General features: G+C 57.3%; 14 protein-coding genes. 8 read left to right on the forward strand and 6 right to left on the reverse strand.

Annotated features, from left to right (window positions below; translation table 11 throughout):
- On the forward strand, positions 1 to 451 hold a 451-nt coding region (locus tag VMJ32_11335), incomplete at its 5' end, for a dTDP-4-dehydrorhamnose reductase (GenBank protein ID HTQ39615.1).
- A 1-nt stretch (position 452) separates the two neighbouring features.
- Here the strand turns inward: VMJ32_11335 and VMJ32_11340 are convergent.
- Entirely contained in the window at positions 453 to 1,268 is an 816-nt protein-coding gene (locus VMJ32_11340) for a hypothetical protein (GenBank protein ID HTQ39616.1), read from the reverse strand.
- Between the two features lie 7 nt (positions 1,269 to 1,275).
- Positions 1,276 to 1,536 carry a hypothetical protein gene (locus VMJ32_11345; protein ID HTQ39617.1) on the reverse strand — a complete coding sequence of 87 codons (261 nt, stop codon included), beginning with the start codon at positions 1,534 to 1,536 and terminating at the stop codon, positions 1,276 to 1,278.
- A gap of 126 nt (positions 1,537 to 1,662) precedes the next feature.
- On the opposite strand from VMJ32_11345, the gene VMJ32_11350 reads away from it, so the two are divergent.
- The 3 genes from VMJ32_11350 (at position 1,663) to VMJ32_11360 (ending at position 7,863) form a co-directional block, all read left to right on the forward strand.
- Positions 1,663 to 2,808 (forward strand): acetate/propionate family kinase, encoded by a 1,146-nt coding sequence (locus VMJ32_11350; GenBank protein HTQ39618.1) that lies wholly within the window; start codon positions 1,663 to 1,665, stop codon positions 2,806 to 2,808.
- An 87-nt stretch (positions 2,809 to 2,895) separates the two neighbouring features.
- Positions 2,896 to 5,415, forward strand: coding sequence for a phosphoketolase family protein (locus VMJ32_11355; protein ID HTQ39619.1), 2,520 nt, complete (start codon positions 2,896 to 2,898; stop codon positions 5,413 to 5,415).
- A gap of 102 nt (positions 5,416 to 5,517) precedes the next feature.
- Positions 5,518 to 7,863, forward strand: coding sequence for a hypothetical protein (locus tag VMJ32_11360; GenBank protein HTQ39620.1), 2,346 nt, complete (start codon positions 5,518 to 5,520; stop codon positions 7,861 to 7,863).
- A gap of 48 nt (positions 7,864 to 7,911) precedes the next feature.
- Here VMJ32_11360 and VMJ32_11365 read toward each other — a convergent pair whose 3' ends face one another.
- Positions 7,912 to 8,136 carry a hypothetical protein gene (locus tag VMJ32_11365; GenBank protein ID HTQ39621.1) on the reverse strand — a complete coding sequence of 75 codons (225 nt, stop codon included), beginning with the start codon at positions 8,134 to 8,136 and terminating at the stop codon, positions 7,912 to 7,914.
- Positions 8,137 to 8,504: 368 nt separating this feature from the next.
- On the opposite strand from VMJ32_11365, the gene VMJ32_11370 reads away from it, so the two are divergent.
- Positions 8,505 to 8,933: a secondary thiamine-phosphate synthase enzyme YjbQ gene (locus VMJ32_11370; GenBank protein ID HTQ39622.1), complete on the forward strand. Its 429-nt coding sequence runs from the start codon at positions 8,505 to 8,507 to the stop codon at positions 8,931 to 8,933.
- 66 nt (positions 8,934 to 8,999) lie between these two features.
- Here VMJ32_11370 and VMJ32_11375 read toward each other — a convergent pair whose 3' ends face one another.
- Entirely contained in the window at positions 9,000 to 10,097 is a 1,098-nt protein-coding gene (locus VMJ32_11375; GenBank protein HTQ39623.1) for a DNA polymerase III subunit delta', read from the reverse strand.
- Positions 10,098 to 10,426: 329 nt separating this feature from the next.
- On the opposite strand from VMJ32_11375, the gene VMJ32_11380 reads away from it, so the two are divergent.
- The 3 genes from VMJ32_11380 (at position 10,427) to VMJ32_11390 (ending at position 16,226) form a co-directional block, all read left to right on the forward strand.
- Complete coding sequence (locus VMJ32_11380) at positions 10,427 to 13,960, forward strand: response regulator (GenBank protein ID HTQ39624.1); 3,534 nt, start codon at positions 10,427 to 10,429, stop codon at positions 13,958 to 13,960.
- A gap of 162 nt (positions 13,961 to 14,122) precedes the next feature.
- The gene (locus VMJ32_11385) at positions 14,123 to 15,031 is read left to right on the forward strand and encodes a response regulator (protein HTQ39625.1); all 909 of its coding nucleotides are present in this window, start codon (positions 14,123 to 14,125) and stop codon (positions 15,029 to 15,031) included.
- Positions 15,032 to 15,206: 175 nt separating this feature from the next.
- Positions 15,207 to 16,226 (forward strand): tetratricopeptide repeat protein, encoded by a 1,020-nt coding sequence (locus VMJ32_11390; GenBank protein ID HTQ39626.1) that lies wholly within the window; start codon positions 15,207 to 15,209, stop codon positions 16,224 to 16,226.
- A gap of 48 nt (positions 16,227 to 16,274) precedes the next feature.
- Here VMJ32_11390 and VMJ32_11395 read toward each other — a convergent pair whose 3' ends face one another.
- Positions 16,275 to 17,606: a DUF1559 domain-containing protein gene (locus VMJ32_11395; GenBank protein HTQ39627.1), complete on the reverse strand. Its 1,332-nt coding sequence runs from the start codon at positions 17,604 to 17,606 to the stop codon at positions 16,275 to 16,277.
- Positions 17,607 to 17,934: 328 nt separating this feature from the next.
- Positions 17,935 to 18,315, reverse strand: a complete 381-nt coding sequence (locus tag VMJ32_11400) for a hypothetical protein (GenBank protein ID HTQ39628.1) — start codon at positions 18,313 to 18,315, stop codon at positions 17,935 to 17,937.
- Positions 18,316 to 18,596 lie beyond the last annotated feature (281 nt).

Below are 18,596 nucleotides of genomic sequence, written 5' to 3' on the forward strand. Positions count from 1 at the left end.
GATCGATTGGATTCAATCGCGGTTCAAAAAATCGAAGCCTGCCACGCTGTACTTTGACGAAATCCGCACGCCGACATATACCGATTGCTTGAACGAAATGTGCGAAGCGGTGCTCGGCAGCGAATTGACGGGGCTATACCATGCCGGCGGACCACGACGACTGAGTTTGTTTAACATCGCCCAAATCATCAACCGCGTGGGCGGGTACGATCCAAACTTATTGATCGGCTGCCCGAGAATTCAGGCCGGCCCCATTCCGCCCCGGGCCGGCAATGTTTCGTTGAATTCTGACAAGCTGGCCAACGCACTCGGCTTCGAACCGTTCGACCCCTGGCCGCTGGCCGAGGAATTCGTGCCTACGCACGCCCAGTGGCATTTCGAACGCGGCGGCTTCCACGGCTCGAAAGGATTACTGGCGGAAGTTTTGTACAGGAATCCAGGGAAGAGTTGACCTATGCTGGCTGCCTGGAACACTCAAGGAGCCAACACCAAGTGTTTATGCGAAAATCGGGATTTCTCCGATCTTTCCAATGACGTTCTGCCATTGAATTCCAAATGCATGACATTTTAGCAACACCCTGGTTGGCCGGTTGGACGACATGCGAGACTTCGTTGTCCATGGGTTGCTGTATGCAATCGAATCCGATTAAGCAGACTGCGCGGTAGTCATTTGGCCCCCAACCCGGTCCGCTAAGCTTCTCAAGATCGCCCCGAAACGAATGAGTGTGATTGTCGCCTTGCAGATAGGGCAAATAGTTTCGGTTGCTGTAGGTTGGCCCACCAACACAATTGAACCAAGCTTTCCAAGCGAGCTTGATCTCGATCCATAGACGGTCACGATCGTCGAGGTTAACGAGCAAATCACACCACTTTCGGGTGCTGCCCAGATGGTTTTCTGCAGCCGTCGGGTAACGATAACCGCTCTTCGTTTCGGCGCGGGGTACTTTCCATCCTTTTTGACGCAGTTTTTCGCTGGTAAGTTTGGCAATTAATAGTTCATGCTTGGAATTCTTATCGAATTCGTAGTTTACGTTAACTAATCCATGTTCAACTCCATTCAAAAGCGTTTTACATTCCCGATCAATTTCACTGATTGAATCGATTACGTTTTCTAGCGCCATTCGAGCCAATTTGCTCGTATCACGCCGTGAATTCAGAGCGGCCGGCGGAAATTCCTTGCGAACTGCCTCGCGTATTTTGGCATCGCGCGCAATTTCTTCTGGGGTCAAAAACGTGTCTCGATAAATGTGCTCCACGTTTTCGCTCATATATCAATCATGCAGGCTCGGGCACTTTGTAGGCCGTGACTATTCGGACGGATATTTCATCGATCTCTTGATAGATGACAATGATGTAAGTTTCGTCTGGCGTATAACCCCAGAGACAAGGTAATTCACTACTCCGACTCGAACCGTAGCCAACCGCATTTCTCACCGCATAGGCAACATCATCGATCGTGAGATCATTTTCTAAAATATGTTGAAAGTTGCCGTCCGGATCGTCAGGATGATCCCAGTGAAATCGCAGGTAACTCATCCTTACTCAACCATTATACGCCGGTTTCGCTATAGAAGAAATTGCAGCCAGTATAGTGCTGGCCGAAGTTAATGCCAGCGCGGTGGCGGGTAGTATTCCCACATTGCATTACTATAGGATGGCGTCTTGCCACTGAAAGTGCAGGTTGCTTTTATGTCCCCCTATGTGCTGACCGTGAACGGTGGTTCGTCGAGCGTGAAGGTCGCGCTATTTGAAGTCGTGGCTGGCAGCGCGGCAACACGCAAAGCGGCCGGGGCGTTCAAAAGTCAGAACTCGCTCGATGCGGCCGGCGGCGTGTTAGATTGGATCAAGCAACAACAAGCCAACATCAACGACATCGCTGCCATCGGCCACCGCATTGTGCATGGCGGGCCGAAGCATTTGGAACACGGCCTCATCACAGCGGAAATGTTGGCAGAGCTAAAGCGGGTTTCGCCGATTGATCCCGATCACTTGCCCGGCGAAATCGCACTGATCGAAGCGCTGGGCAAAGCGTTTCCGCAAGTCCCGCAAGTGGCGTGCTTCGACACGGCGTTTCATCGCCATCTGCCGGCCGTCGCCAAAACCTTGCCGATCCCGCGCAAGTACGAAGCGCAGGGAGTTCATCGCTACGGATTTCACGGCTTGTCGTATGCGTACTTGATGGAAGCGCTGGCGCGGCAGGCGGGCACAGAAGCGGTACAGGGGCGCATCATTCTTGCGCATTTGGGGGCCGGGGCCAGCATGGCGGCGGTGCGGGATGGAAAATGCATCGACACCACCATGAGTTTTACGCCCACGGCGGGCTTGGTGATGGCCACGCGCACGGGCGATCTGGATCCCGGCATGTTGGTGTATTTAATGCGGCAGGAAAAAATGACCGCCGATCAAATTGACCATCTGGTGAACCGTGAATCGGGCCTGTTGGGCGTGTCAGGAATCAGTTCGGATATGAAGGAATTGTTAGCAAAGCGGGGCGAAAACAAATTTGCCGCCCAGGCAGTTGACATCTTTTGTTATCAGGCGCGAAAATGGATCGGCGCGCTGGCCGCCGCCTTGGGCGGGTTGGACACCCTGGTATTCAGCGGCGGCATTGGCGAAAATGCGGTGGAAGTGCGTGCGGAAATTTGCCGCGGACTGGGCCACTTGGGCGTGCAGTTGGATGCGGCCCAAAACGCCGCCAGCGCAGCGGTCATTTCGGCAAACGGCAGTCCGACGACAGTGCGAGTCATCCCGACAGATGAGGAAAGCATGATAGCGCGAATTGTTTTGTCCCTTGCCAGTTGTCAGTAGCCAGTTGCTGCAATGGCTGTCCATTGCAACTGACCACGGGCCACTGACAACAGACTTCCTAACGAGCAAAAGAAAAGGAGTCTAGCCATGGCATCTTCCGCAACGGTTAGTCAGCTCCGCAAAACGGCGACGGAAAATCAGGCCGCCCTCTCGGACGACGAACTTCGCAAACTGCACGCCTACTGGCGGGCGGCGAATTATCTGTCGGTCGGGCAAATTTACTTGCTCGACAATCCGCTGCTCAGGCAGCCGCTGGAGCTGAAGCACGTCAAGCCGCGACTGCTCGGCCACTGGGGAACCACGCCGGGTTTGAATTTTTTGTATGTGCATTTGAACCGGCTGATTAAGCGCGACAACTTGAACATGATTTACATCATGGGGCCCGGTCATGGCGGCCCGGCGGCCGTGGCGAACGCCTATCTCGAGGGAACGTACAGCGAGGTGTACACCGACATCGGCCAGGACGAAGCCGGCATCAAGCGACTGTTCAAGCAGTTCTCGTTTCCCGGAGGAATTCCCAGCCACGTGGCGCCCGAGACGCCGGGTTCGATTCATGAAGGGGGCGAACTGGGTTACGCGCTGTCGCATGCTTATGGCGCGGCGTTCGATAATCCCGATTTAATCGTGGCCTGCATTGTCGGCGACGGCGAAGCGGAAACCGGTGCGCTGGCCACGGGCTGGCACGGCAATAAGTTTTTGAATCCGGCCCGCGACGGGGCCGTGCTGCCGATTTTGCATTTGAATGGTTACAAAATTGCCAATCCCACGGTGCTGGCGCGAATTCCGCGGGATGAACTGACGCAATTGCTCCGCGGCTACGGTTACGAGCCGCACTTTGTCGTCGGGCACGACCCTAAGCTGATGCATCAAACACTGGCGGCCACACTGGACAAAGTTATCGCTGACATCAAGCAAATTCAAAGCGCGGCGCGGAAGAAAGGTTCTAACGGTCGGCCAAAAGCAACGACCAGCGACGGCTGGACCGATGAGAACGGAGATTCCATTGCCGACAACGGCCGTCCGCGCTGGCCGATGATTGTGCTCCGCTCGCCCAAGGGCTGGACCGGGCCGAAAGAAGTCGACGGCAAAAAGACGGAAGATTACTGGCGTTCGCACCAGGTGCCGATGAGCGATATGGCCCATCCCGGGCATGTCAAAATTCTGGAAGATTGGCTGAAAAGCTATCGGCCCGAGGAATTGTTCGACGCTTCGGGAAAATTGAATTCCGAATTGGCCGAACTGCCGCCCAAAGGCGAACTTCGCATGAGCGCCAACCCGCACGCCAACGGCGGTTTATTATTGCACGATTTGCAGCTGCCCGATTTCCGCAGCTACGAAGTAAAAACGCCATCGCCGGGAGCCGTCGATGCCGAAGCGACGCGCGAGATGGGCAAATTCTTGCGCGATATCATGCAACAGAATCTCGGCAACCGTAACTTTCGGTTATTCAGTCCAGACGAAAATAATTCCAATCGCTGGCAGGACGCGATGGACGTGACCAACCGCGCGTGGAATGCAGAAACATTTTCCTACGACGACCACTTAGCGCCCGATGGCCGGGTCATGGAAGTGCTTAGTGAGCATCAATGCCAAGGCTGGCTGGAGGGTTATTTGCTGACCGGCCGGCATGGATTTTTTTCCTGCTACGAGGCGTTCATTCACATCATCGATTCGATGTTCAACCAGCACGCCAAGTGGCTGAAGGTGACGCGCGATATTCCGTGGCGGCGGCCGATTGCGTCGCTCAACTATTTGCTCAGCTCCCACGTGTGGCGGCAAGATCATAACGGCTTTTCGCATCAAGACCCGGGCTTTATAGACCACGTGGTCAATAAAAAGGCGGAAGTGATTCGCGTGTATTTGCCGCCGGACGCCAATTGCTTGTTGAGCGTGACCGATCATTGCCTGCGCAGCCGCAACTACGTGAATGTGGTCGTGGCGGGCAAGCAGCCGGCGCCGGTTTGGCTGACGATGGACGAGGCGGTGAAACATTGCACGGCGGGCTTAAGCATTTGGAAATGGGCTTCCAACGACGAAGGCGTTGAGCCTGACGTGGTGATGGCGTGCTGCGGCGACGTGCCCACGCTGGAAACGCTGGCCGCGGTGGAAATGATCCGGAAGCACTTACCGGAATTGAAAGTGCGGGTGATTAACGTAGTCGATTTGATGCGACTGCAGCCGGCCAGCGAACATCCGCATGGCCTTTCGGACCCGGAGTTCGATGTGCTGTTTACCAAAGATAAACCGGTGATCTTTGCGTTCCACGGCTATCCTTGGCTCATTCATCGGCTGACGTACAAGCGGGCCAATCACGACAACCTGCACGTGCGCGGCTACAAGGAGGAAGGGACCACCACCACGCCGTTCGACATGTGCGTGCGGAACGATTTGGATCGGCTGCATTTGGTGGAAGACGTGATCGACCGCCTGCCGCAGTTGGGCGCGAAAGCCGCTTACGCCAAGCAAGCCATCCGCGACAAGCTGCTGGATCACAAGCAATATATCAGCCAATTTGGCGACGACATGCCGGAAATCCGCGACTGGCGGTGGGGCGGACAGGCTGCAAAAAGTGCCAGCGGAGGTTCGACCGGGGGAGATAACGTCTAATTTCCCCGCCCGCCACGGTCGGGCTATGTAAGTTTGCACCGTTTGTCATGGAATGATGATTCGGTATTGCTTGGCTGCGGCCGTTTTGCTAGCTACCGCACGATGCGCGAAGAACCACCGGCTGCACTTACCGATTTGCTAGCACGATTGCACCTGGCCACGCCGCAACAAGTGGCCGAAGTGCGAGGCCGCGCGCGGAAGTTGTCGCGTGACTTGCCGCTGTTCGATTCGGTATGGATCGATGCGCTGGCTCAGGCCCGGCTGCTGACGCCATATCAGGCGGCGGAAATCAATGCCGGGCGGGGCGAGCAATTACGGGTGGGGCCGTACGTGCTGCGACGCCGCATTCAGCGGTTGGATTTTGCCGAGTGTTTTTTGGCGACAACCACTGACGGCGGGGAAAAATCAAAAAGCAAACCGGCTGCGGAGTTGCAGTTACTTGTCGCCCGGGGATGGGAAGCAGCACACGCTAAGCAAGCGGCTGCGAATTTGCAGGCCGTGGCGGAGCGGTTGAAGGAAATTCAAACGCCCGGCATCATCCCACTTCAAGAGGCTGGCCATGCCGGCAACGCCTTGTGGGCCGCTTATGAGCCCCCGCCGGGATTTTTGCTGGAGCAATGGCTGCCCTGCCACGGGCGCTTACCGCCGGCAGCGGCATGGGAGGTTGCGCGGCAAATGGTTGCGTCGCTGGCGGCGTTGGAAAAGTCGGGCTTGGTGCACGGGGAAATAGCGGCTTCGGCATTGTGGGTGACCGGGGCCGGACAGGTACAACTGGCGCGGTGTGGGGTGCGAAGCGCCTGGCGTGGGCATGAACTCTCGATTGCCGATGAGATGCTCGGCTGCGGGTGCTTGTGGTGGCATCTGCTGGCTGGTCGAGAGCCATTCGTCATTGGCCGTGGTGCAAGCAAACTGCAGGGGGCGCAGCACGGGGCGCTGGCGAACATCCGAAAAATTGCGCCGGATGTGTCGGGCGTTTTGGCCACGGCCATCGGGCGGTGCACACAGCACGACCCGGCACAGCGGCCGCAGTCGTTTTCGGAATTGGAAGCGTTGCTTGGTGCTCCTACAACCGCTGGTCGGCGCCTGCTGGCGTGGGAATTGGCCGGCGGGGCAGGACAGACAAACCGTACGCCTTGGTTGCGGCGGGCACAAAGTACGGTGCAACGCAGCGCCCAGCCGCTGTTGGCGGCCACCGCATGCGCGCTTTTGTTGGCGGCAGCAACCTGGCCGCTGTGGCGGGCGCGACGAGTGGTGAATGAGCCAGGCCAGGTGAATGCCACGACGGTGACAGATGGTTTTCATCGAAATTCTGATGTGTCGGGCGGATTGCTGAAAGGAGTTGCGTCGGGCCAAGCGCATTTCGCATCGAACGATTCTCCTATCTTGGGCAATACTGGAACGAGCAATGCCAATCAGGATCGGACGATTCGGCAAGCGAGTTACGAAGCCGACGACAAGGGCGCGGGGCAAAAACCGGCCTCGAACTCGCCTGATCGGCCAATTTTGGAACTGAGCAGTACAACGGAAACAGCAGCCAGCGCACTCCGCTTGCAGCCGGATACGATTGTGAGGGGCAAAAACAAGGGGCGGCCGCGGCTAATGATGCCGCCCAACGGGATGGTGCTTTCGGCCGATCATGTGCGGTTTGAAGATGTCGATTTTGTGTGGCGGCAGAGGCCGGAGGAAATTACTTCTCCCGATCGACATGCGGTGGTTGACTTGCAGGCGGCTGAGGCGGAATTCGCGGGTTGCACCTTTCAAACACTAGCGGTGGGCACATTTGAACTCCCGGCGGCGATTCGGATCAGCGATAAACCGGGGCACCGCGCCGCACTGGCGCCAGCGGTGCACGTGCAATTAAGCGGCTGCGTGATTCAAGGCGTGGCTTGCGGCGTCGATTGCCAAGCACGGGGACCGGCGGAAATTGAAATGCACAATACGTTGTATTTGGGGAGCGGACCGCTAGTGCGATTTCCTCAAGCGCGACGCGCGGATGCTCCTACGGCCGTCACCTTGGAACACGTTACGGTGCGCGGGGCGGCGGCCGTGCTGGAGCTGCACGGCGACGATTTAGACGATGCCTGCGGAAGTGTGATGCTGAACACTACGACCTGCGTTTTGGCTCCTGCGGATTCCGGCGCCCTGGTGGTTTTCGCAGGACGGCATTGGCCGAAATCAGCGGGGGGCACCTTGGCAGCGCTGGATTGGAACGGGCAAGATTCGCTGGCTTTGGCGGCGATGCCCACCGTCATGTGGCAACACGACGCAACGCATGAGCCGCTGCCGGATGAGGCCCTGCCGGTCGAAGGATTAGTGGCCAGTCCGTTCGATTTTGCCGGCCCGCCCAGCGGCGAACCGGGCGATTCGCGATTGCGGCATTGGCTGGCGCCCGGGAAGACGGACTTGCCGCCGGGCATTGGAGACGGGCTACCCCGTGTTCCGAACTGATTGCCGGTCCTGGCGCAGCCGGGTGTATCTGGCCGGGCCCATTCGACATTATTCGCGGGGACGAATAGCGCCGGTCAGGCCGCTGTAATCGCCCCGATCTTCCGGGTGCCACAAGGGCAAACCCATTTGAATGCGCTCCGCCATTTGGTCAATTTTGGCGCGCGATCCGGCGGGTGCGTCGGTAGGAATAAAATCGTCCGTTTGCACCGGAGCAAAGTTTTCGTCATGACCGAACTGGAGAATTGTTTCGAACACATTTCGATGCTTGCGCATTGCAAAAACCCTCGCGTTACAAAATAAAAATGTTGGTGGTCTGGCACGAAACACTTTGCGAGGCCAATACAGGAATCGCAAATGCCGACCGATTGTTGTTGTTAAGTTGGACGGAACCCGGCTTGATATAGACACTCACATTTATTCCCGCGGAAGCATCCGTTCGCTCAAAAAAGTGTGGCGCGCGGGTTCCTGGAAGGCAGGCGGATGCAACCGACTTGTCACCACTGCCAAAACAACCCATTATTAGGAGAGAGACACAAATGTCAAGTTTCTTGAAAACATTTTCCAGCGTAGCAAGCCCGCAGATTTTCGCTATTTTTTCCAATCTCACCGTCCTGTAAGAACTTGCAACGAATGATAAAAAAATGTCCTGGATTCAGCGGAACATTTTGTTGCCGCCGCAACGTCGCGGATTTCATTTGATCACCCATCAAATTGTGGAAGCGCTGCCGGAATTGGGCACCGTGCGAATTGGCTTACTGCACGTTTATTTGCAGCACACCAGCGCCTCGCTCACGATCAGCGAAAATGCAGACCCCGACGTTCCGGCCGATTTGGAGACGTCGTTCAATGCGCTAGCGCCCGAAGATTTTCCGCATCGACACACGGTGGAAGGGCCCGACGATATGCCGGCCCACGTGAAAGCGGCGCTGCTGGGCAGTTCGGTCAGCGTGCCCGTCCAAAATGGGCAACTGTGCCTGGGCAAGTGGCAGGGAATTTACTTGTGCGAACACCGCAACCGGGGCGGCCGGAGGCAAATGGTGCTCACGCTGCACGGGGAAATGAAAGAGTAGGGGAAGGGGCGAGAGAATAGGGGGTAGGGATGCGGGCGCGAAGGAATGATCGAGCGAGTTGGTCACTTAGGGGCGAGCGCTGATTGCATTCTGCGCCGTGCTGTCTCTATCGTGTCGGCTGAGTAACAGCAAATCGTCCAACCAGGCTTCGACCAAGGTGTGCTGATTGGCGTTCCGGTCGACATGTGTGAGCGCTTCGAGCGAGCGCTGGGCTGCTTCGGCCGCCGTTTCGATATCCCAGGCGGCCGATTGGACGGCGCGACTAACCGCGGCGGTCAGTTCCACATCGCCTTCGATCGCTAACCCGGTGAGGCCGCGGACAAGCTGCCGGAAAAACTCGGCGACAAAGCCGATAGCCAATCGCAAACGGGCCCGGCGCGGCGGGGCTTCTTTCCCGGCCTCGTCGACAAATTTCAGCAACGTTTGCGCCATTGTAATGCTGTGCAAAGGGGACTGGGCTAAGTTGGAAAGCAAGGCACCGCGAAAAGTCCACAGTTGCGGGTCGGACAATTCGACGGCGCGAGACAGGCTGCCGCCGCTGAACGCCGCCAAGTGTTCTGCCTGGGCGGAGTCGGACAGCAAATGTTGCTCCATCAGAAGTTTGGCCACGAGCGGTTCGGCCAACGGTCGAAAGCGGACAATTTGCGCGCGGGAGCGGATGGTCGGCAATTGCCTGTCGGCACTGGCGCCGATCAAAATCAGGACACTGTGCGGCGGCGGTTCTTCCAGCGTTTTCAGCAGACAGTTGGCCCCTTCCAGGTTCAGGTAATCGGCATCGTCAATCACAGCCACTTTCCGCCGCCCGCGAAAGGGGCGCAACGCCAAATTGAATAACAACGAATGGGAGATGGGGTAATCGGGCTCGTCTCCCTTGAGCAAGCCCAGCGGAATGAAGCTTTTTCCCGGCGGTCGAGCGACGAACAGGAAATCGGGATGCGTGCCGGCCAGAACTTGGACGCAAGCGGGGCATTGGCCGCAGGGATCGAGCAACTTTTCGTCGCGCGTTTCGCACAGCAGCGACTGTGCCAGCCGCAGCGCGAAAGATCGCTTGCCGATTCCCTCCGGGCCGACAAACAAAAATGTGCTGGCCAACCGGCCTTGCGCCAGGGCATTGCGAAACCGGGCGACAACGTCGTCGTGACCTTCGAGTTTGAGCCAGGGCATGTGAGCAGAAAGGGCGAGAATCAAGGGGCCAGGATCGAAATGCGAAATCCTAATGGAAGAGCATGCCAGAATTCGAAATCCGACACCATCCCCTGCCGCGCAGACTCGCCGGGGAACCGCAACCGGGAAAGCAGCGTGTCAGCGGCGCTCGTTTCCGGCGATCATTTTTGGACGAAGGTAGTTGCAGCCGCCTGCTTTGCAGCAGAAAATACAAACGGAGAGCAGTCAGGGGGCCGAAGGCGTCAAGCCACAGGCGGAAAGTGTGGTTCGCTCGTTATCGAACATGGGAACGCCCAACGATAACCGTTGCGCTGCGGAAGGAACTCGCAATGAAACAGCACGACAGGCCGTCCATACCCGGTGGGCTTGTTAGTCGAGAAGTTGGCGAACTGGCGCCGTTGCCTTCATGGTGGCGCCTGGGTGTGCCGCTGGCGGTTTTAGTTCTTGGACTGGCCGGCAGCATTTGGTCCTATGATTGGGCCAAGCAGCTCGTTTACACGCGGGCCGAGCAGGCTTTCTTGGCCGAAACCAATCTGATTGCACCTGCGTTCGCTAGAGCGCTGCGGCAAATTCCTGACAATTCCGACCGCTCGTTGAGCGACTTGATTTCGCCGATCGAACTACAGTCGGTCAGGGTGCAAGCAGCCTATGAAATTGATGCCAAAGGCACGCGGACTCTGGTTTATCCCACTGACAATTCCACCGCGGCAACGGACGCTGCTTCCAAAGCTGCACTGTTCCATCATCAAAGTTCGATCACCCGGGGCGATCGCTCGTGGGAAATTGCCTTTTACTCGCTGCCGGAATTCGAAAACGCGGAGATTGACCATCTGACCCCGCAGGTGGTGTTGTGGGGGGGCGTCATGCTCAGCATTTTGATGTCCGCCATTTTGTGGTCGGCGGGCGCGCGACGGGCGGCGGCCATTTCATTGGCGCGGCGCGTCACCGTGTCGCTGGCCGAAAGCGAACAGCGGCTGCAGGCAATTTTGGACAACACGGCCAACGTGGTGTACATGAAAGATCCGCGGGGGCGGTATTTGTTGGTGAACAGGCGGTTCGAGCAGCTATTCAAAAAAACCAAGCAGGAAACATTGGGAAAGACCGACCAGGAGTTGTTTCCGACGACGAACGCCGAGGCCTATCGCGAAAACGACCAACGGGTATTGGCCAGCGGGCAACCGCTGGAGGTGGAAGAACCGGTGCAGCACGATGACGGCATCCATACCTACATCTCCAACAAATTTGCACTGCTGGATGGCCACGGGCAACCGTATGCCGTGGGAGGCATTTCGACCGACATTACGGGGCAGAAAAAGGCGGAACAAGCGCTGCGCGATGCGGAAGCCCGGTTTTACTCCTTGGTGGAAAATTTGCCCTTGCGCACTTGGAGCAAGGATTTGCAAGGCCGCTTCACGTTTGCCAACCGCGGATTTTGCCGCAGCCACGGCAAACCGCTAGCGGAAATTGTGGGGAAAAACGATTACGATTTTTCTCCTCCGCATTTGGCGACCAAGTATAAAAGCGACGACCAGCGCGTGGTGCAAACCAAGCAAGTCTTCGAAACGATCGAGGAGTTTCAATCGAACGACGGCAAAAAACGCTACATCCAAGTGTTTAAGGCCCCCGTGCTCAACGCGCAAGGCGAAGCGGTGGGAACCCAAGGGATGTCGTGGGATGTCACCGAGCGCGTATTGGCGGAAAAAGCCACGCAGCACGCCAAGGAAGCGGCCGAGGCCGCCAACCGGGCCAAAAGCGTGTTCGTGGCCAACATGAGCCATGAAATTCGCACGCCGATGAACGGCATTATCGGCATGTCGGAACTTCTGTTAGATATGCCGCTGACGCCCGACCAGCGTGAATACGTGATGATGGTCAACGAATCGGCCGATTCGCTGTTAAGCTTGATCAACGACGTGCTCGACCTTTCCAAAGTGGAATCCGGCAAGCTTGACTTAGAGTTCATTCCCTTTGAATTGGGTGAAGTGTTGGGCGACGCCTTGAAGCTGCTGGCCTTGCGCGCCGACAAAAAAGGGCTGGAGCTGGCGTGGCGCATGCAGCCCGACGTGCCGGAAGTGGTCGTGGGCGATCCGGCGCGCCTGCGCCAAATTGTGATCAACCTGATCGGCAACGCCATTAAATTCACCGACCGTGGCGAGGTGGTGCTGCGCGTACAGACCGTGCCCGAGCCGGCACTGTCGGCGACGGATTTGGCCGCAGCCATGACGCAAAAATCGCCGTTATCGGACGGTGGGCGTGAAGCGGCCTCGATGGGCGGCGGCGTGGGATCCGCCAGCGAAAGCGGCGGCTTCGCGATTCTTACGCCCCAGCGCGCGGCGGCATTGTTCGGCCGCCAAATATCATTGCAATTTAGCATTGTCGACACGGGCATCGGCATTCCCGAGGAAAAACAAGGCTTGGTATTCGAGGCCTTCGAGCAGGCCGATTCGTCGACGACTCGCCGGTACGGGGGAACCGGACTGGGATTGACCATTTCCAGCAAAATCGTGGAGCTGTTGGGGGGGCGGCTGTGGTTGGAAAGCAAGCCGGGGGTCGGCAGCACCTTCCATTTTACGGCTCGGTTTGGGTTGCCCGCTGAGAATACGGACGAACCCCACGATGAACCGTGGAAAGATCTGCGTGACTTGCGCGTGCTAGCGGTCGACGATAATGCCACGCATCGCGAAATTATGAGCGAAATTATGCACAGTTGGGGCATTGCGTCGACGGCGGTGGCCGATGCCGATGCAGCGGTAACGGCACTACGCGCCGGGGCAGCAGCGGGCCAGCCTTTTCAACTGGTGTTGGTCGATGCCACGATGCCCGGGCACGACGGCTTTTGGTTGGCCGAACAAATCGAAGCGGAACCAGCACTGCGGGCCACAACCATTATGATGCTGAGTGCCCTGCGTCGTCCGGACGATTCGGAACGCTGCCGTCGCTTGGGCATTCAGGCGTATTTGGCCAAGCCGATTAAGCCTTCCGAATTGCTCGACGCCATGATGGCGGCTTTGGGCCCTTTGGTGGACAGAGAGCCCGTGTCGGAGAGCGCTGCCGCAGAGGCAGCCGCACCACAGCGGCCGCTTCGGGTGCTGTTGGCCGAGGACAGCCCTGTGAATCAGCGCGTGGCGATGGCGATGTTGGAAAAATTCGGACATCAAGTGACAGTAGCCGCCAACGGACGGCAAGCGCTGGCCATGTTCAGTAAGCAACCGTTCGATTTGGTCTTGATGGACGTGCAAATGCCGGAAATGGACGGCTTGGAATCAACGCGATCGATTCGGGAATACGAACAAACTACCGGCGGACATGTTCCCATTGTCGCCCTGACGGCGCACGCCATGAAGGGGGACCGCGACCGCTGCCTGTCGACCGGCATGGACGCTTACGTCACCAAGCCAATCCGTTCCAAAGAATTGATGCGGGTCATTGCTTCCGTTACCGCGACGACGGGAACGGCGCAGTTGCAAGCCGGCGGTGAGCCGGAGCAGGGAGTGGCCCATGATGCGGGTGGCCCGGAAAATAACGGCTTCGACTGGCAACGGGCGTTGGATTCGTTGGATGGCAACCGGCAATTGCTGGGGGAATTGATCGACATTTTCCGGGAGGAAAGTCCCAAATTGCGGACGGAGATAGAAACAGCCATTGCGGCAGGCGATTTAACCAGCCTGCGGCGTGCCGCCCACACATTGAAGGGCGCCTTGGGCCACTTGGCCGCCGGCAAAGCACGGCAAATCGCGGAGCAGGTGGAAGAGCTGGCCCGAGGCCAAAATCTCCAGGCCGCCCGTCAACTATGGCCCCGGCTCCAGTCGGAATTGGATCAATTGAACCCGGCCCTGGCGGAATTCGCCAAACAGCCTTGCTAATGTAAACATCGAGACTCGAATTTCCCTTCGGTCGACCCCCGCCACCGATTCAAGGAAGGCGCATCGCCATTGGGCCTGGCGGCCAGTTGACCGCGGCGCAGTTTTCCCCCAAACTGTTGATTGGAAGCTCTCGTCTCCTCAACGTGCGCGTGGGGTGTTGCCATGTCTACCGTACTGGTTGTCGACGACTCGCCCGTCGACCGTCGTTTGGCCGGCAGTATTCTAGAAAAATGCGCCGGGCTGAAAGTGGATTTCGCGACCAACGGCGCCGAGGCGCTGGAAAAAATTGAGCGGGCGCCGCCCGACGCCGTGCTTTCCGATTTGCAAATGCCGGAAATGGACGGACTGGAATTGGTCGGGGCGGTCCGCAGCCGCTTTCCCTTGATTCCGGTCATTTTAATGACGGCGCACGGCAGCGAGGATATTGCCGTGCAAGCTTTGGCGCGCGGGGCCTCGAGTTATGTGCCCAAGTCGAAACTCGCGCAGGAATTGCCGGAGGTGCTGGAATCAGTGCTGGCGGTTTCCAAGGCCGACCGGCACAACGAACGGCTGGGCGAATGCCTGTGCCGCACCGCCAACGAGTTTGTGTTGGAAAATGACACCGGGCTGGTGTACCCGCTGGTGGACCATTGCCAACGCCTGGTGACGCGGATGAAGTTGTGCGACGAAACGGGGCGCATTCGCATTGGCATTGCGTTGGAAGAAGCGCTGCTCAATGCGTTGTATCACGGAAATTTGGAACTCTCGGCGGACGAACTTCGCGAAGCGCGCAGCGGATTGCTCAACAATGGCAACGGAAATTTAATCGAGCAGCGGCGGCGGCAATCGCCGTATCGCGACCGGCGCATTCACTTCCAACTGTCGGTCAGTCCTCGGGAAGCCAGTTTTGTCATTCGCGATGAGGGCCCGGGGTTTAACCCCTCCGACGTGCCCGATCCCACCGATCCGGCCAACTTGGAGCGGGAAAGCGGCCGGGGCCTGCTCTTGATGCGGACGTTCATGGATGACGTGCAATACAGCGCTAACGGCAATCAGGTGACGCTGATTAAGCGGAGTGAAGCCGGGAATTAACTGCGCTCGAATTCCGCCCGTAGCTTTTGTGCGGATTATGCGGGCACAAAAAGTTGCCATTTCGCCCCCACGTTGCCTTTTTGCAACCTAAGTTTGGACAGCCCGACCGGCAGCTTTGCGCTGTTGGAACCGTCGGCAAGAATCGCACAACCAGCTTGATGGAAACGGCCCGGCCATGAAGGCTCCTTCGGTTCTCACTGCGGCGTTATTGCTCCTGGCAATTGCGCCACGCCCGGCGCAAGCCTGGGATGGAGGATCGTTTTACGGCAGCGCGGCAGCCGCGGACGTGCTGAGCAATCCGTTCACGAGCCCTTTGGAATTCTCGCCGGCAGAGCGGCAGCTATTCCTGGATTGCGCGGACGGACGGTTCCACCAGCTTTCGCTGGTAGATGCGGCCTTGGTGGCCGGCGGCGTGGAAGATTTGGAAGCGATTGGCCGTTATCGCCAGTTGTTCTTTGCGGTGCGCGACGATGTGGCCCGACAGGAAGCAGACGTCAAAAACCCCTTGCAACAGGTCGAATTGATTCACCAAGTTTTGCACGAGCGGTTGCTGCGCGGCGGGTACAACCCCAACGCCACCAATTTGGCCGCCACATTTCAAACCGGCGTTTACAACTGCGCCAGCGCTACGCTGTTGTTCGTGGCCCTGGCGGCAGAATTCAACATTCAAGCTCAGGCGATTGAGCTGCCCGGCCACGTGCGGGCCATCGTCAGTTGCGGAGGCCAGCGGTATGAAATTGAAGTCACTTGCCCGGTGTGGCAGGAAGCGATGCGGCCGATTGGGGGTTCTTCGGACGAAGCTGTTTCTACGGCTAGCGCGGGAGCGCTGGCCGCTGGCCGCGAAATTTCGCCCTGTGGTCTGGTGGCCATGATATATTACAACCGCGGGATTGATGCGTTCAACGAGCGCGGTTACGCCGAGGCGGTGGCCGCTAACCGCAAAGCGCTGCTTTTGGACCCCGACAATCAACTTGCGCGGGGCAATCTATTGGCGGCGGTCAACAACTGGGCGCTGGCGCTGTGCGATGCCAGCCGCTTTGGCGAAGCGGAAATGCTGCTGGCCGAAGGAGAACAGTTCGACCCAACCCATGCCGCGTTCGTTCACAACGCCCTTCACGTGCGGCAAATGTGGGCCCAATCGCAAGCGGCAGCCGCGGCGGCGCAAAAAACAGGCTCGGCCATGCCGAGCCTGTGATTGCTTATCGTTGCGAAAGCGCGTTCAACCCTGTAACTTTCGCCCAGTTTAATACGAACCGTCGGGGAGCGGATAATACCCTTGCCAACTATTGCCGGCCGCGTTTTGCGATAACGTATTGGCCCGCATGCCGTAAGGCGTCATCAGCAGGCAATAGACAGGATAATCGATGTCTTCGCGCAGGAACTTGGCGCTGCCGTCGGCAAACACCACCACCACTCCTCCGGGATGATTGCTCGACGGACGAGCCGCATAGTTGCTATTCACCGTGGGCAACGTGGGAGGCGTGGCCGGCGCGGTGGTATCGGACGGACTGGCGGGCCACATATTGGCCGTGGTGAACCCGGTCGGATCGTAATCTCCCTTGGCGCCATTGATTCCGGCTACGGTGTAAGGGGGTGCAGTGGTCGGCGGGTACGAAGGCGGATTGGCGGTATTTTGCTGAGAAGTATCCCACCAAATAAAGCCCGCGCCACGCTCCCAACAATCGCCGAATTGTTGTTGATTCACATAGGTGAGCCACTGGCTTTGCAAATTTGTGGCAGTCGCGGAAGTTGTGCCGGGAAGCAATGGAATGGTGTTATTGGTGGTATCGTAAGCGCTGTAAAAATGAGCGTCGAGATTTTCCGTGAGCAGCAGGGTCGTCGATTGCGAATCTTTGAAATCCGATGTTGAAACTTTCGCATTTCCCGTCAGGGTAACGGAAATAGCCGGCGGAGTATTAGACGAGATCGTAACATTCGCACCGAAAACCTGATCTTGAAATACTCCGTTCTTCGAAGACTCTAAAGGCGTGGGAGTTGTCGGCCAACTCGGCGTGCCGATATTAACGGTATAGGGAGTCGGGGTCGTATTGATGAAATCGAGTAAGCCCGTGTTGCCGACGTAGCTTGTCCAGGGGCTAGTGCGCCCGGACACCGTGCTGTCGCTGGGGCAGACGGAGAGCTCCCAATAGGGAAGTTGTGGTGTAACGCTAGTCTTTTGACCCAATGCGCCTGTCTGAATTGCCTGGTAAACATCCAGTTTGTTCAGATACGGCATCAGGGCAACTTGCCAATTGATAACAGCCAAATCGGTATTCGATGTGTTAATCGCGTCGGTTACTTTCAACATCTGCCTGTAACCGGGGTAGTATTCCTTCGCGCTCACGTATTGTTGAATTGCCTGCGCATAGTTGACTTGATTGTTGGTGCAGGTCACCCGATGGGCTGCTTCGCGCGCGCTGTTGACGGCGGGAAACAAGAGCGCCGCCAACATGCCGATGATGGTGATGACCACCAGCAGTTCCACCAGGGTAAACGCCGGACGTTTTTTTTCGACCATGTTTTGAGCAACTTGCTCTGTGGTCGGGGAAAAAGTCTCGAAGTTGCGCAGATTCATACGCCGTTCCTCTTCTTTCAGGCCCGGTATGGGTGAGAAGCTGCCTGCCCACATTCATTATTCCACATTCGCACCTAAAACGCCAGTGTTTTTGCCGGATTAGCAAATCTCGAACGCTACTTTCCCGCGGATCGAACAGCAATCCTGGCCAAAATTCCAGGTATTTGTCCACATGGCGGGGAAAAGAAAAGCAACGCCGAGTTGAGTTTTTCGGCAGAGTGTGCCACTTTGATTCAGGAGAGGGTGTAATCGAGCCCAATCCAAACCCGATGGCGCAAGCGCTTAAAAAACGAAAGCGAGAGGAAATCGTAGAGCGGCGTAAGCCAGGCTATTGCCGCGGCGCTTGAGCATAGCCAGTGCCAGGCCGTTGATAGTAGTGCAAGTAATCCATATACGCAGTCACATGGCCTGTGCCGCGAATCGTATTGGAAATACCCCGACTTTCCGGTCCCGTTAAAGTGGCTTGCTGTTGCTTCTGCAGACCTTGAATTTGTTGCTGCTGTTGGATGTTGGTCTGCTGTTGCTGAAGAAATGGCTGTACCAGCGTCTGATAGTTTGCTAGCCCCCCATTGCCGCGGTTGGTCAAATTCAAATACGGACTCACCGTTGGCGATGATTGAACGTTAGAGAATGGCTGCTGGGCTTGGGCTGCATTCGACAACGTCAACACAGTCAGCGCAAACACACAGAAACCAGCTAAGTATTTCATTTGAGCCTCCACATTGTTTCTACGCAGTTATTTTATCCCAGTGTAAGGTTTGGGCAAACTACGCAAATACAATGCCTAAGAGTTTTTTCTGAACGATTTTGTGGCAGTTCAACCAGCTTTGAGTTTGGTCAATTTGTATGGTTATTGGTTCGTGGTATTGGGCAGGGCGCGGACGTTTTGGATGGTTTGGACGCCTAGCAGGGTGGTGCCGAACATGCGCTCGAACGGATTGAGCATTTTGTTGACCCACGAATCCAGGGCGATCATGTGGTCCTGGGCGA

This window comes from Pirellulales bacterium (assembly GCA_035499655.1).
In the GTDB taxonomy this organism is placed as follows: Bacteria; Planctomycetota; Planctomycetia; order Pirellulales; family JADZDJ01; genus DATJYL01.